At 41.1% G+C, this 23,329-nt stretch carries 25 protein-coding genes, 7 tRNA genes and 1 pseudogene; 29 read left to right on the forward strand and 4 right to left on the reverse strand.

The window, feature by feature from the left end:
* Window positions 1-228 precede the first annotated feature (228 nt).
* The 11 genes from NSQ64_RS03200 (at window position 229) to NSQ64_RS03250 (ending at window position 8,068) form a co-directional block, all read left to right on the forward strand.
* Window positions 229-510, forward strand: coding sequence for a hypothetical protein (locus tag NSQ64_RS03200; protein WP_003214273.1), 282 nt, complete (start codon window positions 229-231; stop codon window positions 508-510).
* A gap of 4 nt (window positions 511-514) precedes the next feature.
* Window positions 515-865 (forward strand): type II toxin-antitoxin system endoribonuclease NdoA, encoded by a 351-nt coding sequence (ndoA, locus tag NSQ64_RS03205; protein WP_003214169.1) that lies wholly within the window; start codon window positions 515-517, stop codon window positions 863-865.
* 114 nt (window positions 866-979) lie between these two features.
* On the forward strand, window positions 980-1,810 hold the full coding sequence (locus NSQ64_RS03210; RefSeq protein ID WP_024719204.1) for an RsbT co-antagonist protein RsbRA: 831 nt from the start codon (window positions 980-982) through the stop codon (window positions 1,808-1,810).
* 4 nt (window positions 1,811-1,814) lie between these two features.
* Window positions 1,815-2,183, forward strand: coding sequence for an RsbT antagonist protein RsbS (gene rsbS / locus NSQ64_RS03215; protein WP_003214235.1), 369 nt, complete (start codon window positions 1,815-1,817; stop codon window positions 2,181-2,183).
* A 2-nt stretch (window positions 2,184-2,185) separates the two neighbouring features.
* Complete coding sequence (locus tag NSQ64_RS03220) at window positions 2,186-2,587, forward strand: anti-sigma regulatory factor (RefSeq protein WP_003214085.1); 402 nt, start codon at window positions 2,186-2,188, stop codon at window positions 2,585-2,587.
* 10 nt (window positions 2,588-2,597) lie between these two features.
* On the forward strand, window positions 2,598-3,605 hold the full coding sequence (locus tag NSQ64_RS03225; protein ID WP_017358394.1) for a PP2C family protein-serine/threonine phosphatase: 1,008 nt from the start codon (window positions 2,598-2,600) through the stop codon (window positions 3,603-3,605).
* Window positions 3,606-3,664: 59 nt separating this feature from the next.
* The gene (locus tag NSQ64_RS03230; RefSeq protein WP_017358393.1) at window positions 3,665-3,994 is read left to right on the forward strand and encodes an anti-sigma factor antagonist; all 330 of its coding nucleotides are present in this window, start codon (window positions 3,665-3,667) and stop codon (window positions 3,992-3,994) included.
* Window positions 3,991-4,479 (forward strand): anti-sigma B factor RsbW, encoded by a 489-nt coding sequence (gene rsbW / locus NSQ64_RS03235; RefSeq protein ID WP_108611672.1) that lies wholly within the window; start codon window positions 3,991-3,993, stop codon window positions 4,477-4,479. The genes NSQ64_RS03230 and rsbW overlap by 4 nt, the downstream gene beginning before the upstream one ends.
* The gene (sigB, locus tag NSQ64_RS03240; RefSeq protein ID WP_341015035.1) at window positions 4,445-5,233 is read left to right on the forward strand and encodes an RNA polymerase sigma factor SigB; all 789 of its coding nucleotides are present in this window, start codon (window positions 4,445-4,447) and stop codon (window positions 5,231-5,233) included. Before rsbW ends, sigB begins: the two co-directional genes overlap by 35 nt.
* Window positions 5,233-5,832 (forward strand): PP2C family serine/threonine-protein phosphatase, encoded by a 600-nt coding sequence (locus NSQ64_RS03245; RefSeq protein WP_017358391.1) that lies wholly within the window; start codon window positions 5,233-5,235, stop codon window positions 5,830-5,832. Before sigB ends, NSQ64_RS03245 begins: the two co-directional genes overlap by 1 nt.
* A 76-nt stretch (window positions 5,833-5,908) precedes the next feature.
* Window positions 5,909-8,068 (forward strand): Tex family protein, encoded by a 2,160-nt coding sequence (locus NSQ64_RS03250; RefSeq protein ID WP_146271939.1) that lies wholly within the window; start codon window positions 5,909-5,911, stop codon window positions 8,066-8,068.
* Between the two features lie 19 nt (window positions 8,069-8,087).
* On the opposite strand, the gene cmpA is transcribed toward NSQ64_RS03250, so the two are convergent.
* Window positions 8,088-8,222: a cortex morphogenetic protein CmpA gene (gene cmpA / locus NSQ64_RS03255; RefSeq protein ID WP_008346893.1), complete on the reverse strand. Its 135-nt coding sequence runs from the start codon at window positions 8,220-8,222 to the stop codon at window positions 8,088-8,090.
* A gap of 99 nt (window positions 8,223-8,321) precedes the next feature.
* Between cmpA and NSQ64_RS03260 the strand changes: the two genes are divergently transcribed.
* The 15 genes and pseudogenes from NSQ64_RS03260 to NSQ64_RS20945 all read left to right on the forward strand — a co-directional run.
* Window positions 8,322-8,795, forward strand: coding sequence for a SprT family protein (locus NSQ64_RS03260; protein ID WP_035704229.1), 474 nt, complete (start codon window positions 8,322-8,324; stop codon window positions 8,793-8,795).
* A 192-nt stretch (window positions 8,796-8,987) separates the two neighbouring features.
* The gene (locus NSQ64_RS03265) at window positions 8,988-9,965 is read left to right on the forward strand and encodes a thiamine pyrophosphate-dependent dehydrogenase E1 component subunit alpha (protein ID WP_340940212.1); all 978 of its coding nucleotides are present in this window, start codon (window positions 8,988-8,990) and stop codon (window positions 9,963-9,965) included.
* Window positions 9,966-9,985: 20 nt separating this feature from the next.
* Window positions 9,986-11,023, forward strand: a complete 1,038-nt coding sequence (locus NSQ64_RS03270; RefSeq protein ID WP_098680548.1) for an alpha-ketoacid dehydrogenase subunit beta — start codon at window positions 9,986-9,988, stop codon at window positions 11,021-11,023.
* A gap of 17 nt (window positions 11,024-11,040) precedes the next feature.
* A complete protein-coding gene (locus tag NSQ64_RS03275; RefSeq protein ID WP_341015040.1) occupies window positions 11,041-12,171 on the forward strand; it encodes a dihydrolipoamide acetyltransferase family protein in 1,131 nt (376 codons plus the stop codon).
* An 18-nt stretch (window positions 12,172-12,189) separates the two neighbouring features.
* Entirely contained in the window at window positions 12,190-13,569 is a 1,380-nt protein-coding gene (gene lpdA / locus NSQ64_RS03280) for a dihydrolipoyl dehydrogenase (RefSeq protein WP_341015043.1), read from the forward strand.
* Between the two features lie 108 nt (window positions 13,570-13,677).
* Window positions 13,678-15,525: a sigma-54-dependent Fis family transcriptional regulator gene (locus NSQ64_RS03285; protein ID WP_341015045.1), complete on the forward strand. Its 1,848-nt coding sequence runs from the start codon at window positions 13,678-13,680 to the stop codon at window positions 15,523-15,525.
* Between the two features lie 209 nt (window positions 15,526-15,734).
* A tRNA-Asn gene (locus NSQ64_RS03290) sits at window positions 15,735-15,809 on the forward strand.
* 4 nt (window positions 15,810-15,813) lie between these two features.
* Window positions 15,814-15,904, forward strand: a tRNA-Ser gene (locus NSQ64_RS03295).
* 9 nt (window positions 15,905-15,913) lie between these two features.
* Window positions 15,914-15,985, forward strand: a tRNA-Glu gene (locus NSQ64_RS03300).
* A gap of 24 nt (window positions 15,986-16,009) precedes the next feature.
* Window positions 16,010-16,084: transfer RNA gene (locus NSQ64_RS03305), tRNA-Gln, on the forward strand.
* A gap of 32 nt (window positions 16,085-16,116) precedes the next feature.
* Window positions 16,117-16,192: transfer RNA gene (locus tag NSQ64_RS03310), tRNA-Lys, on the forward strand.
* A 7-nt stretch (window positions 16,193-16,199) separates the two neighbouring features.
* Window positions 16,200-16,282, forward strand: a tRNA-Leu gene (locus NSQ64_RS03315).
* A 48-nt stretch (window positions 16,283-16,330) separates the two neighbouring features.
* Window positions 16,331-16,414, forward strand: a tRNA-Leu gene (locus tag NSQ64_RS03320).
* 625 nt (window positions 16,415-17,039) lie between these two features.
* The gene (locus NSQ64_RS03325; protein ID WP_341015047.1) at window positions 17,040-17,585 is read left to right on the forward strand and encodes an HAD-IIIA family hydrolase; all 546 of its coding nucleotides are present in this window, start codon (window positions 17,040-17,042) and stop codon (window positions 17,583-17,585) included.
* Between the two features lie 277 nt (window positions 17,586-17,862).
* A pseudogene (locus tag NSQ64_RS20945) lies at window positions 17,863-17,931 on the forward strand (hypothetical protein); the annotation flags it as partial.
* Window positions 17,932-18,124: 193 nt separating this feature from the next.
* Here the strand turns inward: NSQ64_RS20945 and NSQ64_RS03330 are convergent.
* Window positions 18,125-18,688: a GNAT family N-acetyltransferase gene (locus tag NSQ64_RS03330; protein ID WP_341015049.1), complete on the reverse strand. Its 564-nt coding sequence runs from the start codon at window positions 18,686-18,688 to the stop codon at window positions 18,125-18,127.
* 335 nt (window positions 18,689-19,023) lie between these two features.
* Here NSQ64_RS03330 and NSQ64_RS03335 point away from each other — a divergent pair, with 335 nt between their 5' ends.
* From NSQ64_RS03335 to NSQ64_RS03345, 3 genes are all read left to right on the forward strand, one after another.
* A complete protein-coding gene (locus NSQ64_RS03335) occupies window positions 19,024-19,824 on the forward strand; it encodes an alpha/beta fold hydrolase (RefSeq protein WP_341015051.1) in 801 nt (266 codons plus the stop codon).
* A gap of 396 nt (window positions 19,825-20,220) precedes the next feature.
* Entirely contained in the window at window positions 20,221-20,598 is a 378-nt protein-coding gene (locus NSQ64_RS03340) for a hypothetical protein (RefSeq protein WP_268383406.1), read from the forward strand.
* 359 nt (window positions 20,599-20,957) lie between these two features.
* Window positions 20,958-21,161, forward strand: coding sequence for a cold-shock protein (locus NSQ64_RS03345; RefSeq protein ID WP_003214229.1), 204 nt, complete (start codon window positions 20,958-20,960; stop codon window positions 21,159-21,161).
* 278 nt (window positions 21,162-21,439) lie between these two features.
* Here the strand turns inward: NSQ64_RS03345 and NSQ64_RS03350 are convergent, their stop codons facing one another.
* Window positions 21,440-21,901: a CarD family transcriptional regulator gene (locus NSQ64_RS03350; RefSeq protein WP_100325800.1), complete on the reverse strand. Its 462-nt coding sequence runs from the start codon at window positions 21,899-21,901 to the stop codon at window positions 21,440-21,442.
* 248 nt (window positions 21,902-22,149) lie between these two features.
* A complete protein-coding gene (locus NSQ64_RS03355; protein ID WP_024719191.1) occupies window positions 22,150-23,199 on the reverse strand; it encodes an NAD(P)-dependent alcohol dehydrogenase in 1,050 nt (349 codons plus the stop codon).
* Window positions 23,200-23,329 lie beyond the last annotated feature (130 nt).

Here is a 23,329-nt window from a genome sequence, read left to right on the forward strand (position 1 = left end):
ACATTCTCCCTTTTTTAGAGATTTTGGAAATACCGTATGATTTTCGGAAAAAAGCGTATAATGGGAAAGAGGAACTCCATTATCATCTTGATTTACGGGTGGCGAGCCGCTTCATGTTCTAATAAGAAATCATGAAAAAACAGCTTTGCTTGTGCATTGAATAATGGTATGATTAGTCTTGGAATGGATCGAAACGGTATCCGTAAGTTTTGTGGAGGTGTATGTTTTTTGTCTGAATCCAGCGCAACAAACGAAATGAAGATTCGACTGCCGGAGGCTTTAATGTCTGAGATCGAACGAGTAGCAGAGCAGGATAAGGTAACAAGAAATGAATTGATCTACCGAGCGACAAAAACGTATATTCGTGAACGTAATATTCGACAAAATCGTGAATCGATGAGACGCGGCTACATGGAGATGGCGAAAATTAATCTGAATATCTCTTCAGAGGCACAATACGCAGAATTTGAGGCTGAGAATACAGTTGAGCGATTAGTCAGCGGGGGTTAAACATTTGATTGTTAAACGCGGTGATGTTTACTTTGCTGATTTATCTCCTGTTGTTGGCTCCGAGCAGGGCGGGGTTCGCCCAGTATTGGTGATTCAAAATGACATTGGAAATCGCTTCAGCCCGACTGCTATCGTTGCAGCCATAACAGCCCAAATACAAAAAGCGAAATTACCGACTCACGTCGAAATTAATGCAAAGCGATACGGCTTTGAACGAGATTCTGTCATTCTTTTGGAACAGATTCGTACGATCGATAAACAAAGATTGACAGATAAAATCACACATCTTGATGATGAGATGATGGAGAAGGTTGATGAAGCCTTACAAGTTAGTTTGGCTCTTATTGATTTTTAATATGGTGATACTTGGTTGCTCTATTGGGAGCAACTTTTTTTGTGTTCAATTTTTTTTAACGTTATAATGAAGAAAGACTAAAGAAGAGCTTTAAATGTAAGTAGGGGGTAAAACATGTCGAATCATATCGTGTTAGCTTTTGCAAGAAAGCACCAAAAGGAATTAGAAACAGAGTGGACGGACATTTTAAAACGACTCGGGGAAAAAGAAACGGACATGATGCTGAACGACAAAATGTATGAAACCATCTGTTCGGAATATGTTCAACTCATCATTACATCTCTTTCAGAGGGGGGTAATGAGGATTTTGAAGAAAAAGTGCAAAATTTTGCTTTGAAAATCGTTCAAATGGGTATATCACTTAAGTTACTGGCAAACGGTCTAACGGAAATCCGTACACATTTATATGAAAAAATGAACGATGACAAAGATACAACACAAGAAAGTCATGACCTCATCTGGCAAATCGATCGATTCATCACACCCATCCATAATGAGATCTTAAACCAGTATTCCATCTCATGGGAAAAAACCGTCAGCCTTCAAAAAATTGCGCTGCAGGAACTTTCTGCCCCGCTAATCCCTGTGTTTGAGCACATCACCGTCATGCCACTTGTTGGCACAATTGATACAGATCGTGCGAAAAAAATTATGGAGAACCTGCTTAATGGTGTCGTCAAACATCGCTCACAGGTCGTCCTGATTGATATCACGGGTGTACCTGTCGTAGACACAATGGTGGCACACCATATTATTCAAGCGTCAGAGGCTGTGAGATTAGTAGGAGCGAAGTGTTTACTTGTTGGTATTCGCCCAGAAATAGCCCAAACGATCGTTAACCTTGGAATTGATTTATCTCAGGTTACAACAAAGAATACCCTTCAAAAAGGAATTCAAACTGCTTTGGAAATGACAAATCGAAAAATTGTTTCATTGGAGGGATAACCAATTGAGAAATCACCCGAAGATTCCAATCTTAAAATTATATAATTGTCTTCTGATTTCAATACAGTGGGAGCTGGATGATCAAACAGCTCTTCACTTTCAAGAAGACTTACTGAATAAAATTCATGAAACAGGAGCAAACGGTGTGGTCATTGACTTAACATCCGTCGATATGATTGATTCATTTATCGCAAAGGTATTAGGCGATGTGATCACCATGTCCAAGCTCATGGGGGCAAAAGTTGTATTAACAGGAATACAGCCGGCAGTCGCTGTGACGCTTATTGAACTTGGCATTTCACTGGAAGAAATTCAGACAGCACTAGATCTTGAACAAGGGCTTGAGACACTGAAGCGGGAATTGGGGGAATAGATATGAAAGACCAATCCTGTGTAAAAATATTGACGGAATGGGACATAGTCGCAGCAAGACAATTGGGGCGGAATGTTGCAAAAGAACTTGGTTTTGGAACAGTTGACCAGGCAAGAATTACGACGGCCATTTCAGAATTAGCTCGTAACATCTATTTATACGCTGGTAAAGGTCAGATTTGTATAGAAGAAGTGATGGAGCGCGGAAAGCGTGGACTCAAAGTCATCGCAGCCGATGAGGGGCCTGGCATCATGGATATACGTAAAGTAATGGAAGACGGATTTTCTACATCAGGCGGACTCGGAGCAGGCTTGCCGGGCGTCAGAAGACTGATGGATGAATTTAAATTAGATTCCGCACCAGAACAAGGAACTGAGATACAAGCTGTCAAGTGGCTTCGCTAGGAGGGAAACCATGGATTTTAAGGAGGTAATGGAGCAGCGGTACCATCAGCTGCTCAGTCGTTATATCAGTGATTTAACTGAAACATCGCTTTATCAAGCTCAAAAATTTAGCCGTAAAACCATTGAGCATCAAATACCTCCTGAAGAAATAGTGAGTGTTCACCGAAAAGTGATTCAGGAGCTTTACCCTGATTTGCCGGAAGATGTCTTTCATTCACTAGACTTCTTAATTGAAGTCATGATTGGATACGGACTTGCCTACCAGGAGCATTTAACACTAAGAGGCATCCAGCAAGAAATTAAGTCGGAAATTGAAATTGCTGCAAATGTTCAGCAAACCCTTCTGGAAACGAAAATTCCAGAAGGAGACACATTTGATATCGGAGCCATCAGTGTGCCGGCAAAACAGATGAGCGGGGATTATTACCATTTCGTAACAGATCACGATACAATCAATATCGCGATTGCAGACGTCATTGGGAAAGGCATTCCAGCTGCGCTCTGTATGTCGATGATTAAGTATGCGATGGATTCCCTGCCAGAGTCAGGCAGCGGCCCAACGAAAGTGCTCAAAACCCTTAATCGTGTGGTCGAGCAAAACGTAGACCCAAGCATGTTTATCACCATGTTTTATGGCAGCTATAATAAAGAAACACATGAATTTAAGTACGCATCGGCTGGACATGAGCCGGGCTTTTTCTATTGCAAAAAAGAGAATCAGTTTTACGATTTAGATGCAAAGGGTCTTGTGCTTGGAATTGCACCAGATTTTGATTATAAGCAGTATGAGAAGCATTTGGACGTAGGGGATATGGTGATCTTATTCTCTGATGGTGTCACAGAATCCAAATCGGAGGATGGCTTCCTAGAGCGTGAGGATATCAAAGCCCTGATATCTGAGAACCTATCCTATTCAGCTCAGGAAATGGTGGATTCCATCTATGACAGCTTACTCAAGCTGCAAGAATTTCAGCTGCATGATGATTTTACGTTACTTGTCCTCAAAAGGAAGGTTTAGAAAGTGCATAGACGGGTATATAAAATTCAAGGAAACAAGAATTTCGAGGTGAATGCATAATGAATATGTCTGTAAAAGAGCATCAAATAGATCAAAAAACAAAAATTAGTGTTAGTGGAGAAATCGATGTGTACTCTGCTCCTCAGCTAAGAGAAACACTCATGCCTAAAGCCGAGGCGGGAGAGCATCTAGAGATCTGTTTGAAGGATGTTACGTATATGGATAGTACAGGATTAGGTGTATTTGTTGGGTTGTTTAAAGCAGCTCAAAAAGCAGGTGGAACACTAAAGCTTGAGAACTTGTCAGAGCGGCTTGTAAGGTTGTTTGAAATTACTGGATTAAAGGACATCATTGACATTTCTGCAAAGTCAGAGGGTGGGGTACAATGAACGAAACAGTAGATCTAATCGAGATGAAAATACCGGCAAAACCAGAATATGTAGGCATCATTCGTCTGACTCTTTCAGGCGTAGCGAGCCGAATGGGCTATGTCTACGAAGAGATTGAAGACTTAAAAATTGCCGTCAGTGAGGCTTGTACAAATGCAGTTCAGCATGCCTATAAAGGAAAAGACGGTGAAGATGGAGAGGTAGCTGTTCGCTTTCTTGTCTACGAAGATCGTCTAGAAATCATTGTCGCAGACAAAGGCGGTAGCTTTGACTTTAAGCAAAAGCAGGAAGACCTAGGGCCGTACACATCTGCTCATACGGTGGATCAATTGGCAGAAGGAGGTCTTGGTTTATACTTAATGCAAACATTGATGGATGAAGTCGAGGTGCAAGCAAACTCCGGAGTTACCGTGGCGATGACAAAGTTTTTAAACAGGGAGCGAGTTGACCATGACACAACCATCCAAAACTATGAAACTAACTAAAGATGAAGTGGATCGCCTCATTCAAAGCTATCAATCCAACCAAGACGAGCAGGCGCAGCTGAGACTAGTTGAGTGTTATACAAATCTTGTGGATATGCTCGCGAAGAAATACTCCAAAGGAAAAAGCTTTCATGAGGATTTAAGACAAGTTGGAATGATTGGTCTACTTGGCGCAATTAAGCGTTATGATCCACTTGTCGGTAAATCATTTGAGGCATTTGCCATTCCAACCATTATCGGGGAAATCAAACGCTTTTTACGTGATAAAACATGGAGTGTCCATGTACCAAGACGAATTAAAGAGCTTGGACCAAGAATCAAGATGGCAGTTGATCACCTGACAACGGAAACGCAAAAGTCACCTAAAGTACAAGAAATCGCAGAATATCTAGATGTAACAGAAGAAGAAGTTCTTGAAACAATGGAGATGGGCAAAAGCTATCAAGCGCTGTCTGTTGACCAAGGCGTAGAGGCAGATTCTGAAGGAAGCACTGTGACGATTTTAGACGTCGTCGGCTCACAAGAAGAAGGGTACGAACGTGTAAACCAAAAAATGATGCTTGAAAGTGTGCTTCACGTTCTGACAGATAGAGAAAAAGAAATTATCAATCTCACGTATTTGCAAAATAAAAGCCAGAAAGAAACAGGCGATTTACTCGGCATATCTCAAATGCATGTATCAAGGCTGCAGCGGAAGGCAGTTAAAAAGCTACGAGATGCATTGTCAGAAGATGCGTCTATGGAGCTAGGGTAATGAAGCAGATCGAACAGCATGAGCATGTAAACGCCATTATCTATCAATCGAACAAAGAAGGAAAATCATGCTGCGGGGACAGTTTTTTTATTAAAGCAGATGATGAAGAACTAATTTGTGCTGTAGCAGACGGATTAGGCAGCGGCCAGTTCGCCAATGAATCATCTTCTTTAGTCAGCGAAATTGTCGAAGAATATGGACATGAGGATGTGACAACCCTCATCGATAGATGCAATCAGGCCATGAAAAATAAACGCGGAGCCACTGTAGCCATATTAAAGGTGAATTTTTCTCAACAGCAGTTTACCTATTGTTCGGTTGGTAACATTCGTTTTATCTTGAATGCACCTTCTGGCGACTATATTTATCCACTTCCGACATCAGGATATCTATCAGGTAAACCTAGAAAATACAAAACATACACCTATTCCTACGAAAAAGGTTCGACATTCATTATGTATTCAGACGGGCTGAATGTGCCAAACATGCGAATGTGTTTAAAGCATAGCCATTCAGTTGCAGACATCGCAAAAGAACTTGAAACATACACACAAGACAAGAAAGACGATCTCACCTATGTACTTGGTCAGCTTACATGAAATAGCTGACCTTTTTTCTGTTTTGCCGGTTTTTTTGATACACTAAAAGAGAAGACACAGTGAGAGGATGCAAAGTATGAAGACATCTGACTTTTTATTGAAACAAATTGCGACAGAATTAAAGCTTTCAACAAAACAAATTGGAAGTGTAATCCAGCTATTAGAGGATGGCAATACCGTCCCGTTTATTGCACGCTACCGGAAAGAGCAGACAGGCTCACTAGACGAGGTGCAAATTCAAACCATTTCTGAACGCTATACATATATCCAAAATGTGACGAATCGAAAAGAAGAAGTGATTCGCTTAATCGCTGAACAAGACAAATTAACAGATGAATTAAAACAGAAGATCGAACAGGCGCATAAGTTGCAAGAGGTCGAAGATTTATATCGACCATTTAAACAAAAACGAAAAACGAAGGCCAATGTAGCCAAAGCAAAAGGACTTGAGCCGCTTGCGGAGTATTTACTGCAGCTGCCAAACGATGAGATCAAAAAGAAAGCATCGGCTTTTATTAATGAAGAAAAAGAAGTCACAACCGCAGAAGAAGCACTAGAGGGCGCCCAGCACATCATTGCTGAACAGCTTGCGGATGATCCTGATATGCGGAAATGGATTCGCAGTGAGACGTACCAAAAGGGAAGTCTTGTCACATCAGGAAAAGACGTTGAAAACGACGAGAAAAACGTCTATGAAATGTATTACGACTATCAAGAGCCGATTAAAAAAATTGTGCCTCATCGTGTACTTGCGGTCAACCGAGGCGAGAAAGAAGGGATTTTGAAAGCAACCATCGAACCACCTGCTGAAAATATTCGTTTCTACCTCGATAAACAAGTCTTAAAAGGCAAGCAAACGACGGCGAGGCCTTACATTGAAGCGGCCATTGATGATGCATACAAGCGCTTGATTCAGCCTTCAATTGAACGGGAAATACGAAAAGAGCTGACAGAAAAAGCAGAGGAACAAGCCATTCATATTTTCGCTGAAAACTTAAGAAAGCTCCTACTTCAACCGCCGATGAAAGGGAAACGTGTACTTGGGGTAGACCCTGCGTTTCGTACAGGCTGTAAATTAGCCGTCGTGGATGATACAGGAAAAGTCCATCATATTGGCGTCATTTATCCGCACCCGCCTGTGCAGAAAAAAGCGGAAGCCAAACAAAAAGTGAAAGAAATCATTCAATCATCCAACATTGAAGTCATTGCGATCGGAAACGGAACAGCCTCAAGAGAGACCGAACAATTCATCGCAGACTTGATCCAAGAGCTGGACCAGCCAGTTTCATATTTGATCGTGAATGAAGCAGGGGCAAGTGTATACTCTGCATCTGCACTGGCAAGAGAAGAGTTTCCAGACTTGCAAGTCGAAGAACGAAGCGCTATATCCATTGCTAGAAGATTACAAGATCCATTAGCAGAGCTCGTGAAAATAGATCCAAAATCTGTCGGTGTAGGACAATACCAGCACGATGTGAGTCAAAAGCAATTAAACAGCTCGTTAACCTTTGTGGTAGAGACGGTTGTTAACCAAGTCGGTGTGAACGTTAATACAGCTTCACAGGCACTGCTGCAATATGTGTCAGGTCTTTCAAAAGCCGTCGCAGGGAACATCGTCAAGCGCCGCGAAGAGATTGGCAGATTCACAAGCAGAAAAGAGCTGAAGGATATCCCAAGGCTTGGTGCAAAGACTTATGAGCAGTGTATCGGCTTCCTGCGCATCACAGATGGACAAGATCCACTTGATCGCACGGGTATTCACCCTGAAAGCTATAAAGAAACAAAACAGTTCTTACGTATGATCAACATGACGCCAGACGATCTTGGTACAGAGCAGTTAAAAGAGAAAATCGCAGAGGTCAAGCTAGACGAAGCCGCACAGCAGCTTGACATTGGTCCAATTACACTCCAGGATATCATCGATCAGCTCACAAGACCTGAGCGTGATCCACGCGATGAAGTACCAAAACCTCTTTTGAAAACAGATGTGTTGAAATTGGAGGACTTGAAGCAAGGGATGGAGCTACAAGGAACGGTGAGAAACGTCGTAGACTTCGGCGCATTCGTTGATATTGGCGTAAAACAGGATGGACTTGTCCACATTTCCAAGCTAAGCAATCGCTTTGTGAAACATCCGCTCGACGTTGTATCAGTCGGTGATATTGTGACCGTATGGGTAGACTCCGTTGACCAGGCAAAAGGTCGGGTGGCTCTTTCGATGCTAAAACCAGAGTAAACAAAAAACGAGGCGCACCTTAGGATGGGGTGTGCCTTGATGTGACTGAATGTTTTTTTCTATAGAAGTACCAGCATTGATTAAGCAATTTGATTTGATAATGATTTTTCTCATAAAATGCTTTCTGCATCTGATTTTTCAGCCAGTTGGGCATCGCCCATTCCTCCTTTGATCAAAACAGTGGGTGTACCTTCAATGTATGCAAAGAGGAAATTGTCCCGTTCGAGGTTTTTATAGAAAGGAACGATCTTGATTGAACGAGAGAGAGTTACAGCAGTTAACAGAAGACATTTCAGAGCAGTTCTTTGGTAAGGCGTTTCGCCATCAGGCTGTTTTCAATCCCCGTTTAAAAACGACAGGCGGGAGATATTTACTTGGAACACACAATATCGAATTGAACCGCCGATACCTAGAAGAACATGGACGAGAAGAATTAATCGGGATCATCAAGCATGAGCTGTGTCATTATCATCTGCATCTTGAGGGAAAAGGCTATCAGCATCGTGACCGTTCCTTTAAAGAGTTATTAAAACAAGTAGGAGCCCCGCGTTTTTGTACAGCGCTAAAGACCGTACAAAATAAACGACGTGGACAGAAGCGACAAGAATATGTTTGCACAGGATGCGGTCAGTATTTTATCAGGAAAAGGCGAGTTGATACCTCTCGTTATGTGTGCGGCGTCTGCAAAGGAAAATTAAAATGGCAGCGTACAATCGGTTCAGAGTGATATGCATTCCTTTATGGGGTGCTTTTTTTGTGAGATGAAGTAGACATATTGAGACAAATAGAGACGCGAGTCTCATTTTGTCTCTTTTTTGATCGATGGGAATCGCTCAAATCCTAAGCTTTCAAGCGCCATGATGTTGGCACGCTTTTTGCTTGTATAGAAGTGCAAGCAAAAAAGATAGGAGGTTTTATCATGGAAATGGCACTTACAAAAGAAAAAGCCGTTTGGATGTATCAAAAAATGCAGGAGATTCGCCAATTTGAAGATCAAGTACACATGCTTTTTACAAAAGGGATCTTGCCAGGTTTTGTCCATCTTTATGCTGGTGAAGAAGCTGTTGCTGTAGGAGTCTGCGCTCATCTGAATGAACAAGACAGTATTACAAGTACACACCGTGGCCACGGTCATTGTATCGCCAAGGGCTGTGATCTAAAAGGAATGATGGCAGAAATCTATGGAAAAGCCACAGGTCTTTGTAAAGGTAAAGGTGGATCTATGCACATTGCAGATTTTGATAAAGGAATGCTCGGTGCCAACGGAATTGTGGGAGGCGGCTTTCCACTTGCGTGCGGGGCAGCCCTCACGGCTAAATATAAAAAGAAAGACAATGTAAGCGTTTGCTTTTTTGGGGATGGTGCTAACAATCAAGGGACTTTTCACGAAGGAATCAATCTCGCCGCTATCTGGAAACTGCCAGTCATTTTCATCGCAGAAAACAATGGTTACGGGGAAGCGACGCCATTTTCGTATGCTTCAAGCTGTAAATCGATTGTGGATCGAGCCGCCAGTTATGGTATTCCGGGTATTCAAGTGGATGGAAAAGATGTGACAGCCGTTTATCAAGCAGCAGAACAAGCGATAGAACGAGCAAAAAATGGAGAAGGTCCGACATTGATTGAATGCATGACATATCGGAATTATGGTCATTTTGAAGGAGACGCTCAGCGCTATAAAACCAATCAAGAAAAAACCGAACATCAAGAAGAGAAAGATGCCATCACTCTTTTTAAAAATGAATTATTAAAGCAGCAGCTGCTAACAGATCAAGAAATATCAAGTATTGAAGCGTCTGTAGCAGAAGCGATAGATGAAGCCGTGAGATTCAGTGAAGAAAGTGAATATCCAGATCATACTGAATTGCTAACTGATGTGTATGTTTCGTATCAATAAATCTGAAAGGAGAGAGGGAAATGACAAGAGAAATCAGCATGTCTAGTGCTTTGAATGAAGCGATTAAACTGGCAATGAGAAGAGACGAAGATGTCATTTTAATGGGAGAAGATGTTGCAGGAGGCGCTCATGTAGATCACTTACAGGATGATGAAGCATGGGGCGGTGTTCTTGGTGTAACGAAAGGAATCGTTCAGGAATTTGGACGTGAGCGTGTCCTTGACACACCGATTAGTGAAGCCGGTTATGTAGGTGCGGCCATGGCAGCTGCTTCAACAGGATTAAGACCAATTGCGGAGCTTATGTTTAATGATTTTATCGGTACTTGTTTGGACCAAGTGCTGAACCAAGGCGCAAAATTTCGATACATGTTTGGCGGAAAAGCAGAGGTGCCAATCACGATTAGAACGACCCATGGGGCGGGTTTTAGAGCAGCTGCCCAGCATTCACAAAGTTTGTATGCGCTATTTACAAGCATCCCTGGTTTGAAAGTAGTTGTGCCTTCTTCACCATATGATGCCAAAGGGCTGCTGCTGGCAGCCATCGAGGATCAGGACCCTGTCATCTTTTTTGAAGACAAGACGCTTTACAATATCACAGGAGATGTGCCGGAGAGGTATTACACACTGCCGCTTGGTCAAGCAGATGTGAAGAGAGAGGGATCTGATGTAACCATCTTTGCCGTGGGCAAACAAGTGTATACAGCACTCGAAGCGGCAGAGCAATTGTCTGCTCAAGGTATTGAAGCGGAAGTAATTGATCCAAGAAGCTTGTCGCCGCTCGATGAAGAGGCCATTCTGACTTCAGTAGAAAAAACAAATCGACTTGTCATTGTCGATGAAGCAAATCCAAGATGCGGAATTGCCGCAGATATCTCTTCTTTGATTGCAGATAAAGGATTTGATTTACTGGACGCACCAATCAAAAAAGTGACGGCTCCTCATACACCGGTGCCATTTTCACCACCTCTTGAAGATATATATCTGCCAACACCTGATAAAGTTGTGAACACCGTATTAGAGATGATTGGCAAGAGTCATGACAAGATCTTGAACTAAAGAAAGGAGAGAGGGAGATGGCTGTCGAAGTTGTGATGCCTAAATTGGGCATGTCGATGAAAGAAGGAATTGTATCTGTCTGGAATAAAGAGGTCGGTGAGACCGTAAATAAAGGAGAAAGCATTGCAAGCATCAACTCCGAAAAAATTGAAATGGAGATCGAATCACCTGCTGAAGGAACCATTTTGGATATAAAAGTGCCTGAGGGAGAAGGTGTACCGCCTGGCACGGTCATCTGCTATATCGGTGAAGGAAATGAACAGGTGGAGAGAAAGAAAGAAAAAGAAATCCAGTCAAAACCAAAGAAAGAGAGAAAAAAAATCTCCCCTGTTGCCCGTAAAATGGCGAATAGCGCAAATCTAGACATTGATACGCTAGTGGGGACAGGACCAGGTGGAAGAATTACGAAAGAGGATGTGCTTCGTGCACTTCCTGAACGGAAAGAGAAGAAACAAAACGAGACAGTGCAACAGCCTATTAACATGATGCGGAAAACAATTGCCTCAAGAATGATGGAAAGCCTGCAAACAAGTGCACAATTAACCATTACGATGAAAGCGGACGTGACAAAACTGACAAACCTACAACAACAGCTGAATGAAACAGCCATCGCACGTTACGAGACAAAGTTGACCATCACCGATTTTGTAGCCAAAGCAGCGATCCTATCGTTGTTAGAACATCCTGCGATGAACAGTCAATATCATAACGGAGTTGTCGAAACCTTTGAGAATGTTCATCTTGGGATTGCTGCTGCGTTAGATAACGGATTGGCTGTACCGGTCATTCAGCATGCGGAGCGGTTAACGCTGATAGAGCTGGCGAAGGGCATTAAATTGTATGGTAAAAAAGCACGTGAAGGAAAGCTTCTACATGACGAAATCAAAGGTTCTACCTTTACCATCACCAATCTTGGAGCGTATGGTGTAGAGCATTTCACACCAATTTTGAATCCGCCGGAAGCGGGGATCCTTGGTGTCGGAACAATGTATGACACCCCTGTTTATCGAGAGGATGAATTGTGCAAAGGGACCATCCTACCACTCAGTCTTACGTTTGATCACCGCGTGCTGGACGGGGCGCCTGCCTCTGCATTTTTATCAACGGTCAAAGCACACTTAGAAGAACCAATATCCATTCTTTTATAGAAAGAAGGTGAATGTACCATGACACTGGTCATTATAGGAGGCGGACCAGCAGGTTATGTGTCGGCCATAACAGCCGCCCGTTTTGGCAGAGAGGTTGTGTTAATTGATCAAGGTCAGCTGGGAGGTACCTGCCTCAATGACGGCTGTATCCCGACCAAAGCACTTTTGCAAAGCGCCGATATGTATGAGCATGTGAAATCGGCTGGACATTTTGGAATTGAGCTTCCAGAACATGAGCCTATCATTCAATGGAATGCTGTCCAAAAGCGGAAACAGTCTGTCGTCAAGCAGCTCACTGATGGTGTTCGTTACTTGATGAATAAAAACAAAATTACCGTGGTAAATGGGAAGGCTTCATTTCTATCAGCACATGAGCTATTCATAGAAAGTGAAGGAAAGTCTGAAATCATTCAAGCAAAACAAATCATTATTGCAACAGGGGCTGTGCCTGCGGCTTTACCGTTTGCACCTTTTGATGGCGAATGGATCATTCACAGCAAGGACGCCATGTCACTTTCTTCGATCCCAGATTCACTTTGTATCATTGGGGGCGGGGTGATTGGCTGTGAGTTTGCGAGCATCTTTAGCAGAATGGGATCAAAGGTTGTCATGGTTGAACGGGCAGTGCACATTTTACCAGAAGAAGATCGTGATACAGCACAATGTCTTCACGAGCAGCTCGAAGAAACGGGTGTAAACATTTTGACGTCCGCCGCAGTCAAACAGCTTGATTCCTCTTCAAGAAAAGTAGTGGTGGAGAATAATCAAGGAGAACGTTGTGACATCCAGTCGGATCTTTGCTTAGTGGCCATTGGCAGAACTCCGCAACTTGGAGAGTTAAATCTTGATCAGATTGGAATTGAATTTGATAGAAACGGAATCTACGTCAATGAACATATGCAAACCAATCTCCCGCATATTTATGCGTGCGGTGATGTGACAGGTGGGGTCCAGCTTGCTCATACTGCTTTTCATGAAGGGACGGTTGCGGCTTCCCATGCATCAGGTGAACATCTAAAGGTCAATGAACAAGTGATTCCGAGGTGCATCTACACCTCTCCAGAAATCGCGAGTGTTGGTTTAAATGAAGAGAGTGCTAGAAAACAATATGAGGAGATTCGGATAGGGACATGTGCATTTTCTGCAAATGGAAAAGCATTAATCTTAAATCAACCAGCCGGTCACGTAAAGGTCATTGTAGAGCCGCAATATCAAGAAATATTAGGCGTTTCAATCATTGGACCGAATGCAACAGAAATGATTGGACAAGCGGCGGTGATGATGCATGCAGAGTTGACCGCTGATACATTAGAGCAGTTTATTGCGGCACATCCGACACTTTCAGAGGCAATACACGAAGCCGTTCTGCAAACCATTGGAAGAGCGGTGCACTGCTGAAAAAGACTCCTTTTCCATCCAATTGACTTCTTGGGTTAGCCAATGATAATTGAAAGCGCTTTTATGTTTATCTATAATGAATAAAAAGCCCCCAGAGGAGAGGATGGAATGAATCCGACGCCTTGTTATTTAAATACGTGGAAACGTTTTGTTCGTGAAGGTTTGCTTGATCAGTCTCGTCTGAATAAGAGAGTGGCAGAATCATGGCACAGGTGTAAACAGGCAAATGTGAATCCGTATTTAGATAAAGGACAGTCGTTGTTAGAAAAGGAACGATTCAGTGCTCAAAAAAAGAAATATTCATTATTCCTAAATGCGGCTCTTCCTTACTTAAATAAAATCAATCAGCAATTAAAAGATTCTGATATGCTGGCCTTACTCATTGATGCAGATGGTTATGTGCTAAGTCTGACAGGAAGCGAAAGAACGATGGTGGAAGCCAGAAGAATTAATTTTATGGAGGGTTCACGCTGGACTGAAACAGATGTAGGGACAAATGCGATCGGAACGGCACTCGTCATCGGAGAAGCGGTGACGATCAACGGAACGGAGCATTTTTCTATCGCCTCTCATCATTGGAGTTGTTCAGCTGCTCCAATTCGCGATGCGGACGGTACGATCATAGGGGTGATTGATATTTCCTGTATGACGGATAACAAGCACCCTTTTATGCTTGGAATGGCTTCAACGGTTGCTTATGCCATAGAGAGAGAAATTCAAGTCGAGCAAAAAAGGAGAGAGCTGGAGCTGATCACTCATTGTCTCCAGCAGGTGGAAGCAGATGAACCGTATGTGGTCTGTAATGAAAAAAAGCAAATTGTGTCTGCCAGCAGGTCGATTAGAGATCGATTTTCAGACTGGTATGGAATGGATGTTGAGCGGCTTAAGGATCATCCATTTGTTATCCGGGGAAAGCAGATCATTCAATCAGAGCAAGACGGGAAGGTGCTAGGCATATCCCTTTCTCTTGAAGAAGTAGCGAAAAGCAGCATGACCGTTTCTTTTGCTCAATTTCCCGGGGAATCAGGAACAAGTAAGGTATTTCAACAGACGCTTAGTGAGATGAAAAGAGCGGCACAAACAGATGCACATGTGTATATTTGGGGAGAAACAGGGACAGGGAAGGAACTCGCCGCTAGAGCCATTCACTCCGCCAGTGAAAGGCATAAAGGGCCGTTCATTGCTGTTAATTGCGGAGCCATTCCTGAAAGCCTGTTAGAAAGTGAGCTGTTTGGCTATGCTGAAGGTGCTTTTACAGGAGCAAAACGTCACGGAGCTAAAGGGAAATTTGAACAAGCCCATAAAGGAACACTCTTTCTAGATGAAATAGGCGAAATCCCATATGCGATGCAAGTAGCGCTTCTTAGGGTGATAGAAGAAAGGACAGTCGTACCGCTCGGCGGGACACACGAAATCCCTTTGGATATTCGAATCATTACAGCGACTCACCGTAATATGAACGAACTGCTGAAGGAAGGAAAAATACGAGAAGACTTGTATTACCGTCTTCATGTCTATCCGATCAATATCCCGCCGCTTAGAGAAAGAAAAGAAGACATTCATGATTTGTATCGTTATTACCAAAAGAAGCATCACTGGAATGCAGCGTTTCCTGAATCATTTTTTCAGAAATTACAGGCGTATCATTGGCCAGGAAACATAAGAGAGCTTTTTAACCTGTTTGAACATCTAAGGGTCCTCTTTCCGAAAGGCGGATGGATTGGTGAATCGCAATATGCTTCAGTATTAGAGACGATTGATCAGAAAAAACAGAAGCTGCATCCAGCAGAGCCACCCGAGACGTCAAAAGAACTCACATTCAGGGAACGCATTCAAAAGCAAACAGTGATAGACGCACTGCATAAAACAAAAGGTCATGTGTCAGAAGCAGCGAGGTTAGCAGGAGTGCCAAGAAGTACTTTTTATAAGTGGATGCGAAAGTTTCATCTGTCTTAATCTTATGAGGAAGGCTGCATCAAGGCCCTTGGTCTACGTGGAGGTCGGGGGCTTTCTGCCAAGTTAAACAAATGGCATGGAAAAAGGCTTGACTGTTATATTAGTATATGTTAAATTATAAAAGCCGTCGCAAATGAAGCAGGAATGAAACGTTTGAAAATTCTTGACACATTTTTCTGGCATAGATATAATGAAACATGTCTCATTATTCCGCAGTAGCTCAGTGGTAGAGCTATCGGCTGTTAACCGATCGGTCGTAGGTTCGAGTCCTACCTGCGGAGCCATAATGGAGAAGTACTCAAGTGGCTGAAGAGGCGCCCCTGCTAAGGGTGTAGGTCGCGCAAGCGGCGCGAGGGTTCAAATCCCTCCTTCTCCGCCATTATCATATGGCCCGTTGGTCAAGCGGTTAAGACACCGCCCTTTCACGGCGGTAACACGGGTTCGAATCCCGTACGGGTCATGTTTTCTTTTTATGTTGATTCGTTGGGCTATAGCCAAGCGGTAAGGCAACGGACTTTGACTCCGTCATGCGTTGGTTCGAATCCAGCTAGCCCAGCCATTTTTATATATATGTTTTTCTGCATAGCAGATGAGCCATTAGCTCAGTTGGTAGAGCATCTGACTTTTAATCAGAGGGTCGAAGGTTCGAGTCCTTCATGGCTCACCATTGTCACGCGGGTGTGGCGGAATTGGCAGACGCGCTAGACTTAGGATCTAGTGTCTTTATGACGTGGGGGTTCAAGTCCCTTCACCCGCATTGTTTTTTCAAACAGTGCACTTATGAATATATGAGCACATCATACACGCGGTCGTGGCGGAATGGCAGACGCGCTAGGTTGAGGGCCTAGTGGGTGAATAACCCGTGGAGGTTCAAGTCCTCTCGGCCGCATCTAAGAAACCAAAGGTTATAGATCTTTGGTTTTTTTGTTTTTTATAACTTTTAAATGAATTTGTCCACTTATCTTAAGTAAATGGATTTTTTTGTTTGAGTTTGATATTTTTATATATTGTCGTCTAATTCTCAGCCGTAGCCTTTTTTAGAAAATAAATGACCTTATACATTCTTCTCCTTGTTCAATTAATAGAGCGATATGAGAGTGTTTAAGATAGTGAAGATTTTTGAAGTTTTTGTTTGTAGATAGTCGCAGTACACGGAAGTACACAACACAATATTAAAGATATGTTTTTAGCTTCTTTCAATTAATGAGAGGTTAACAGAGCCTTCCTTAATAATTAAGTTGAATGGTTGGTGAGTATGAAACAAATGTAATTTACAAAGACACCACGTAGAAACTTATTATGTAAATTCATTTGGCAAGTCTGTAACATGAACATCCTTTTTCTCTTTCTTGGAAAGAATGAAACAAATTGAAAAGAAAGACAGTTGAAAAGATTTTAATTTTTATTAGGGGATATTGATAATAAATATTTATGATAAACTGATGTCATCAAAATTTTCTAATGGAATAATAAATCTTAACGCAGGATCAGTTGCTAGCTAATGGGGGGATAACATGAAACAGATAGAAGCAATTTTTTTAGATAGAGATGGAACAATTGGTGGTGATGACACTATTCATTATCCCGGAAAATTCGAACTCTTTCCTTATACAGCAATTCAAATTAATAAACTAAAAAAAGATAATGTGAAAATATTCTCTTTTACAAATCAACCTGGTATATCAAGTGGACTAGCTAAGGTAGAAGATTTTAAAGAGGAATTGCAAGGTTTTGGTTTTGATGAAGTATATATATGTCCACACGGTCATAATGACGGATGCTCTTGTAGGAAGCCCGGCATAGGAATGTTAATGGAAGCTCAACAAAAACACGATTTAACTCTCGAAAATTGTGTCGTAATCGGGGACCGTTGGAGTGATATTGTTGCAGCTGATAAAGTAGGAAGTATTAAAATTTTGGTTAGAACTGGGGCTGGTGAATATTCGCTTAGTGAACACTTTGATAAATTAAGTGGGATTAAAATAGACTATATAGCCAATGACCTTAATGATGCTATAAACTGGTTGTATAAAAATTCTTGTATAAATAATCAAGTGTAATATTACCCTGCTAATGAGAGCTGTCAATACAAAAAAAGGTGTTTCAACATGTAGCATCTTTTTTGTTTTTTTAAAACAGGTTACGAGTCCTTTCATGAACAGAGTGTTGAGGTCGTTGAAATTAAGTTAAACCAGTGGAAATGATGGTGACGGAGTTAAAACAGACCGAACTATGAAAAAATGGCAAGAAACATGAAAGCTAATCAGGAGGAAAGTCTTTAGAAATCTGTGAATGGAGAGTGAATCCAATTGCTCTATAAAAGAAATTGACTGGGATAAAAAAGTACCTCGTGACAGGTCGAAGCTGATTGCAGTTACATTGTGGTCTTGTGTTGAGAGCCTGCTGCTGAAAACTTTCTGTCAGGGTTTATCAAAGAAAACATCAGATTATGAAGAAGTAAAGGCAATAAGGACAATGTTAGAGGAGTAGACCCACTTATCAAGGCCAAAATTAAAAAACATAGCATATTATATAATATGCTATGTTTTTTCTTGTTCCACTAATGCACCCATTACTTTAATTGCTGATGTTCATTAGGTTACTTTATTATGGAATAAAAACAAGTGTCAGTCAGCTTGCTGCCATCTGCGGATAAATCATCATTTCTTAAGGTGCCTTCAAATGCAAAGCCAAGTTTTTCTGGGAGAGCCCGACTTTTGAGGTTGGTTGATTCACACCTTATTTCAATTCTTCTAAATTTGACATTGTTTAATCCGAAGTCAGCTAATTTCTCCACTGCTTCTGTCATATATCCATTCCCACTAAACTTTGTATTTATCCAGTACCCAATCTCACATTTAGGAATGGTCCAGTCAATCCCCTGAAGGCTAGTTATCCCAATGAAGTGATTGCTGTTTTTATCAAAAATAAGAAAACGGAAACTTTCCCTTTTTAAAAAATTGATATGAGCATTTCTTAAATTGATCTCTGTTTCTTCAGCAGTAGGAAGTTCTTGAGCAAATGGCAGCCACGCTTTTAATTCAGAAAAGGAATCCTTTATTGCTTGGTTTACAATTTTCCCGTCTCCTGTTTGGTGTGGTGCTCGAAGAATGAGTCTTCCTGTTTCTAACTGTAAAGGAATATCTAACAATAAAGGGTTCATTTCATTTCTCCTCTCAATTTTATATTTTAGCGTGTATGGAGAGTATGTGGTTCAAACTGTTCGTTGTCAATTTATTGTAGCAAGAAACTGATCAATTCATTAGAAGAGCTTTGGAACAATTTTCAATTCTTTAAAATTTGAAGTAACATAAAGCATTTCAATGTCACACATGAATATGGGGATTTGTTATGGTGAAGTGAAAGAATATAAACAGGCTGCACAATATTTTTTGTTAGAAGTTTTTTTGGGGTTATCGCAACATAGTTTCCTAACAAGCAAAACAACAAAAAACCTTGAGATTACTAGGGAAGCGCTAGAAAAGGGGATGCAAATACATGTCAATTTACCATAAAGTCATTGGAGAAGGATTTCCGATCGTGATATTGCATGGTTGGACACTTGACCATCAAGTGATGTTACATGCATTGGAACCGGTATTTGAAAAACAAAGCGGTTGGAAAAGAATATACATAGACTTACCGGGTATGGGACGTTCCCAGCCTCACTCATCTATTCAGAACTCTGACGATATGTTAGAAGCGGTATTGCGTCTTTTGGACGAGATTATTCCTGATGAACAGTTTATTGTTTGTGGTTATTCGTATGGAGGGTACATAGCTAGAGGGATTGTTCATTCACGCAGGGAAACCGTTCGTGGATTACTACTTGTGGCACCAATGACGATACCTACATTCGATGAAAGAGTCGTACCAGAGAAGACAGTTCTAAAAAGTGACAGCCACTTGATATCGCATTTGTCTTCAGAGGAGGCGGATGCATTTTGCTCCATGGCGGTTGTGCAAGGAAAAACGGAATGGGAGAGGTTTCGCGATGAAATTTACCTTCCTTCTAAACAAACAAATCATGAATTCATCAATAACATTCTTCAAAATGGGTATGGCTATACCTTCGACATTTCAGCTGAATTTCAATATCCCACGCTCATGATCACAGGGCGTCAGGACGATGTAGTCGGATATCAAGATGCGTGGCGGCTGATCGAAGACTATCCAAGGGCCACTTTTGCAGTGCTTGATATGGCTGGTCACAACCTGCAGATTGAACAACCCGATGTGTTTCATTCATTAGTCCATAACTGGTTAAACAGACTTGAGTCGGAAAATGTGAAGAAATAGATTAGATCTTGTGCAAAATTTGTGCAAATCGGAGTCAGGGGTGAATAACCCATGGAGGTTTAATTCCTCTCGATCACCTCTGAAAAATACCGAGGGTAGTGTACCTTTGGTATTTTTTTATGTGCTCTTTTATTAGAAAGAGATCACAAGATACATCGATTGTATGCAGGGTGGAAACGTGCCCAGTCGATTTTAATATCAGTTTCTCTTTGAACAAACGACTCCACTTCAAATTAACTTAGCTGTGAAATCTTAATGACTATCCTCTAGAGAATAGTTGTTAGTCATGATGGGGTGGTTTTCTAATCACCTTTTATATTGTTAAATAAAGGTGATAATGAGATAATTTGATAAAAATAAATTAAGTCGCATAAGATCAACCAAAGGAGTTATAACATGATAAAAAGGTTTTCTCTAGTTTTACTTACTCTCATGATGTCTATAGTTGTTTTGCTAGTGGCTGCCAAAAATTCCCCTGGGGATCATGTCATTTCATTTGATCAGCCTCACATCTTAATAATATCAATTGGAATAATGGTATGTTTATTCATTCCTCCATTAGTGATGTCCTTTTTCAGTCATTTGATTGTGAGAACTATATCTAGTGTATATCAATGTTTTATTGTTCTATCTTTTCTGGGGCTCATTCCAATAGGATTTCTTATTCCAGATTTTTTAACAATTGTTGTTTCTGTTGCAGGAACTTTAGCCAGCGTAGCTAGTCTTATAGTTACTTTAAGAATTGATAGGAATAGAGATGCTAACCTTAACTAAAATAAAAATGACATCAATTTTCTAAGAGTAAAGTAATGTTTCTTATTCTTTACTTTTAAATAAAACTGACAGATGTCTGAAAAAAGGTTTGCGTTATGAACTTATTTATTCCTTTCATCATTGAACGCCCATTTTGTAGAAAAAATATCTTAAAGTCAGAGAAGAACAAAATTGAATATGATCGTTGATTTTACTCTTTTAAATCCTAAATTGCAATAATTTCCGATTCATGTTACAATAAGAATAATTATTTTTGTTCGGCGTAAAGGATAGCATGAAGAAAGACTTTTCGTCTTGAGGATACTTTGGGCAAGGATAGTATAATACATTGTGTGGTAACGCACTAGGAGGCAACAAACATGGAACAAGGTACAGTAAAATGGTTTAACGCAGAAAAAGGTTTTGGATTTATCGAACGTGAAGAAGGAGACGATGTATTCGTACATTTCTCAGCTATCCAAGGTGACGGATTCAAATCTTTAGACGAAGGTCAAAAAGTAACTTTTGACGTAGAGCAAGGTTCTCGTGGAGCTCAAGCTGCTAACGTTCAAAAAACTGCTTAATCTTCATTTTTTAAAACAGGTTCTCTGTAGAGAGCCTGTTTTTTTGTGTTTTCATTTATTTCTGCAATAAAAAACCCTACTCAGCGTACAAGTAGGGAGATGTTACAAGGTAATCGTAAAAAAATTCATGCTTCAAAGGTTTATCAACAGTATAGCATATTGGATTTACAATATGCGGAATTTGCTTAAATAAATTCTTTTTTCTTTACTGGTCGAAGATAGAGGGATTTGTTCGTAGAGAAAATGTATTCAAAAAATGGGGAAGCAGGTAGACAATATTAGCAGAAACTCTTGATTTGTTTTTCAGTGATTCCTTTGATGACTTCTAGCTCACTAATCAAATAACCATGAGCATCGTCAAGCATTTTCTTTTCGCTTGCATTCAGTTTTTTTTCTTTCTTCATTCGCATGAGATCACGTACCACTTCAGCGCCTTCTAGTATGTCGCCCGTTTTGATTTTGTCGGTGTTGATTTTATATCTCTCTTTCCATGGTAGTAACTTATCTGATGTTCCATTTTGAAAAGTGTGCATAATGTTCTTTAAGGCAAGTATATCTGTAACAGGTCTTATTCTTGACCTTGACATCTTCCTTGTAGGAATCATCACTTTCATATGGCTAACGGCCATCTTAATGACATAATACGATTGTTTTTCATCAGAGAATTCTTTTTCTTCTATGGCTTCAATTATACCTGCTCCGTGCATTGGATAAACAATGTTATCACCAATTTGAAACATATCATCCGCCTCCATATCATGTATCTACTTTAAGGGTACCACACTTAGAGGTAAAATAATCAAATTTTTAATAATAACATGTTTATTTATTTTTTGTCAATAAATTTTGTTCTAAAAAAGAGAGATTTTTTTGGGGATTTCGGATGATTTTTGAGTATATCCTCAAGAATCCTCGCTACAAGAAAAACAGAATATCCACCATTAAAAAAAGACCAGCCATTGAGCTGGTCTTTCCAAATAGAATTCGATCATAATGTCGAAATATCAATCACAAACCGATAACGTACATCACTATTGAGCACGCGTTCATATGCTTCATCAACTTGACTTGCGTTGATCATTTCAATTTGTGGTGCGATATTATGAGCAGCTGCGAAATCGAGCATTTCTTGTGTTTCTTGGATGCCGCCAACGAGTGAGCCGGCGATGCTGCGACGTCCCGTAATTAATGAAAACACATGGAAGTTGTCTGGCTTTGGTGGTGCACCGACATTCACTAATGTTCCGTCAACACGAAGTAAGGACAAATAGGCATCCACGTTGATATTGGCAGAGACGGTATTGAGAATGAGGTCATATTGACCGGCTAGTGTCTTAAACGTATCAGGGTCACTTGTAGCAAAATAGTCTTTTGCACCAAATGACAGCGCCTCTTCTTTTTTATTCAAAGAACGACTTAATACAGTCACTTCAGCGCCAAGTGCGCGTGCAAATTGAATGGCGACATGACCTAGACCGCCCATTCCGACAATCGCCACTTTTTTGCCAGGTCCAGCCTTCCAGTGTTTTAACGGAGAATACGTTGTGATGCCGGCACAGAGAAGAGGGCTGGCGACATCGAGGGAGAGCTGGTCAGGAATATTGACAACAAATCGTTCTGTCACAACAATTTTCTGACTGTAGCCGCCGTAAGTTGGTTCTCCATCATAATCCAGGTTATTATAAGTTTGAACGACTCCTTTCTTGCAATATTGTTCATCTCCATTTTGGCAATATTCACATGTACCGCAAGAATCGACAAAACAACCGACGCCTACACGATCACCAATGTTGAATTTCGTGACAGCATCCCCAACAGCTGAAACAACTCCAGTAATCTCATGACCCGGAACCATTGGGAAAATACCGCCGCCCCATTCATCAAAGGCACTGTGGATATCTGAATGACAGATCCCGCTAAACTGAATATCAATTAAAATATCATGTGGACGAAGTGCTCTTCGTTCAATGGTTGTCCGTTCAAAGTTTGCTTTTGCATGGGAAACACTTAAAACGTTTGATTGGTGCGTCTGACACATTCTTGATCATCCTTTCAAAAGTAAGATTCGGTCCTTCCTCTATACTGTACGTCTTAAAGTGAACTTTAAGTCAACATAGAACCCTCTGATCGCCTCAATTCAGGCTTTAGCATCAGCCTTGAATCAAGAT

This window comes from Bacillus sp. FSL W8-0183, assembly GCF_038006825.1.
Lineage (GTDB): Bacteria > Bacillota > Bacilli > Bacillales > Bacillaceae > Bacillus > Bacillus altitudinis.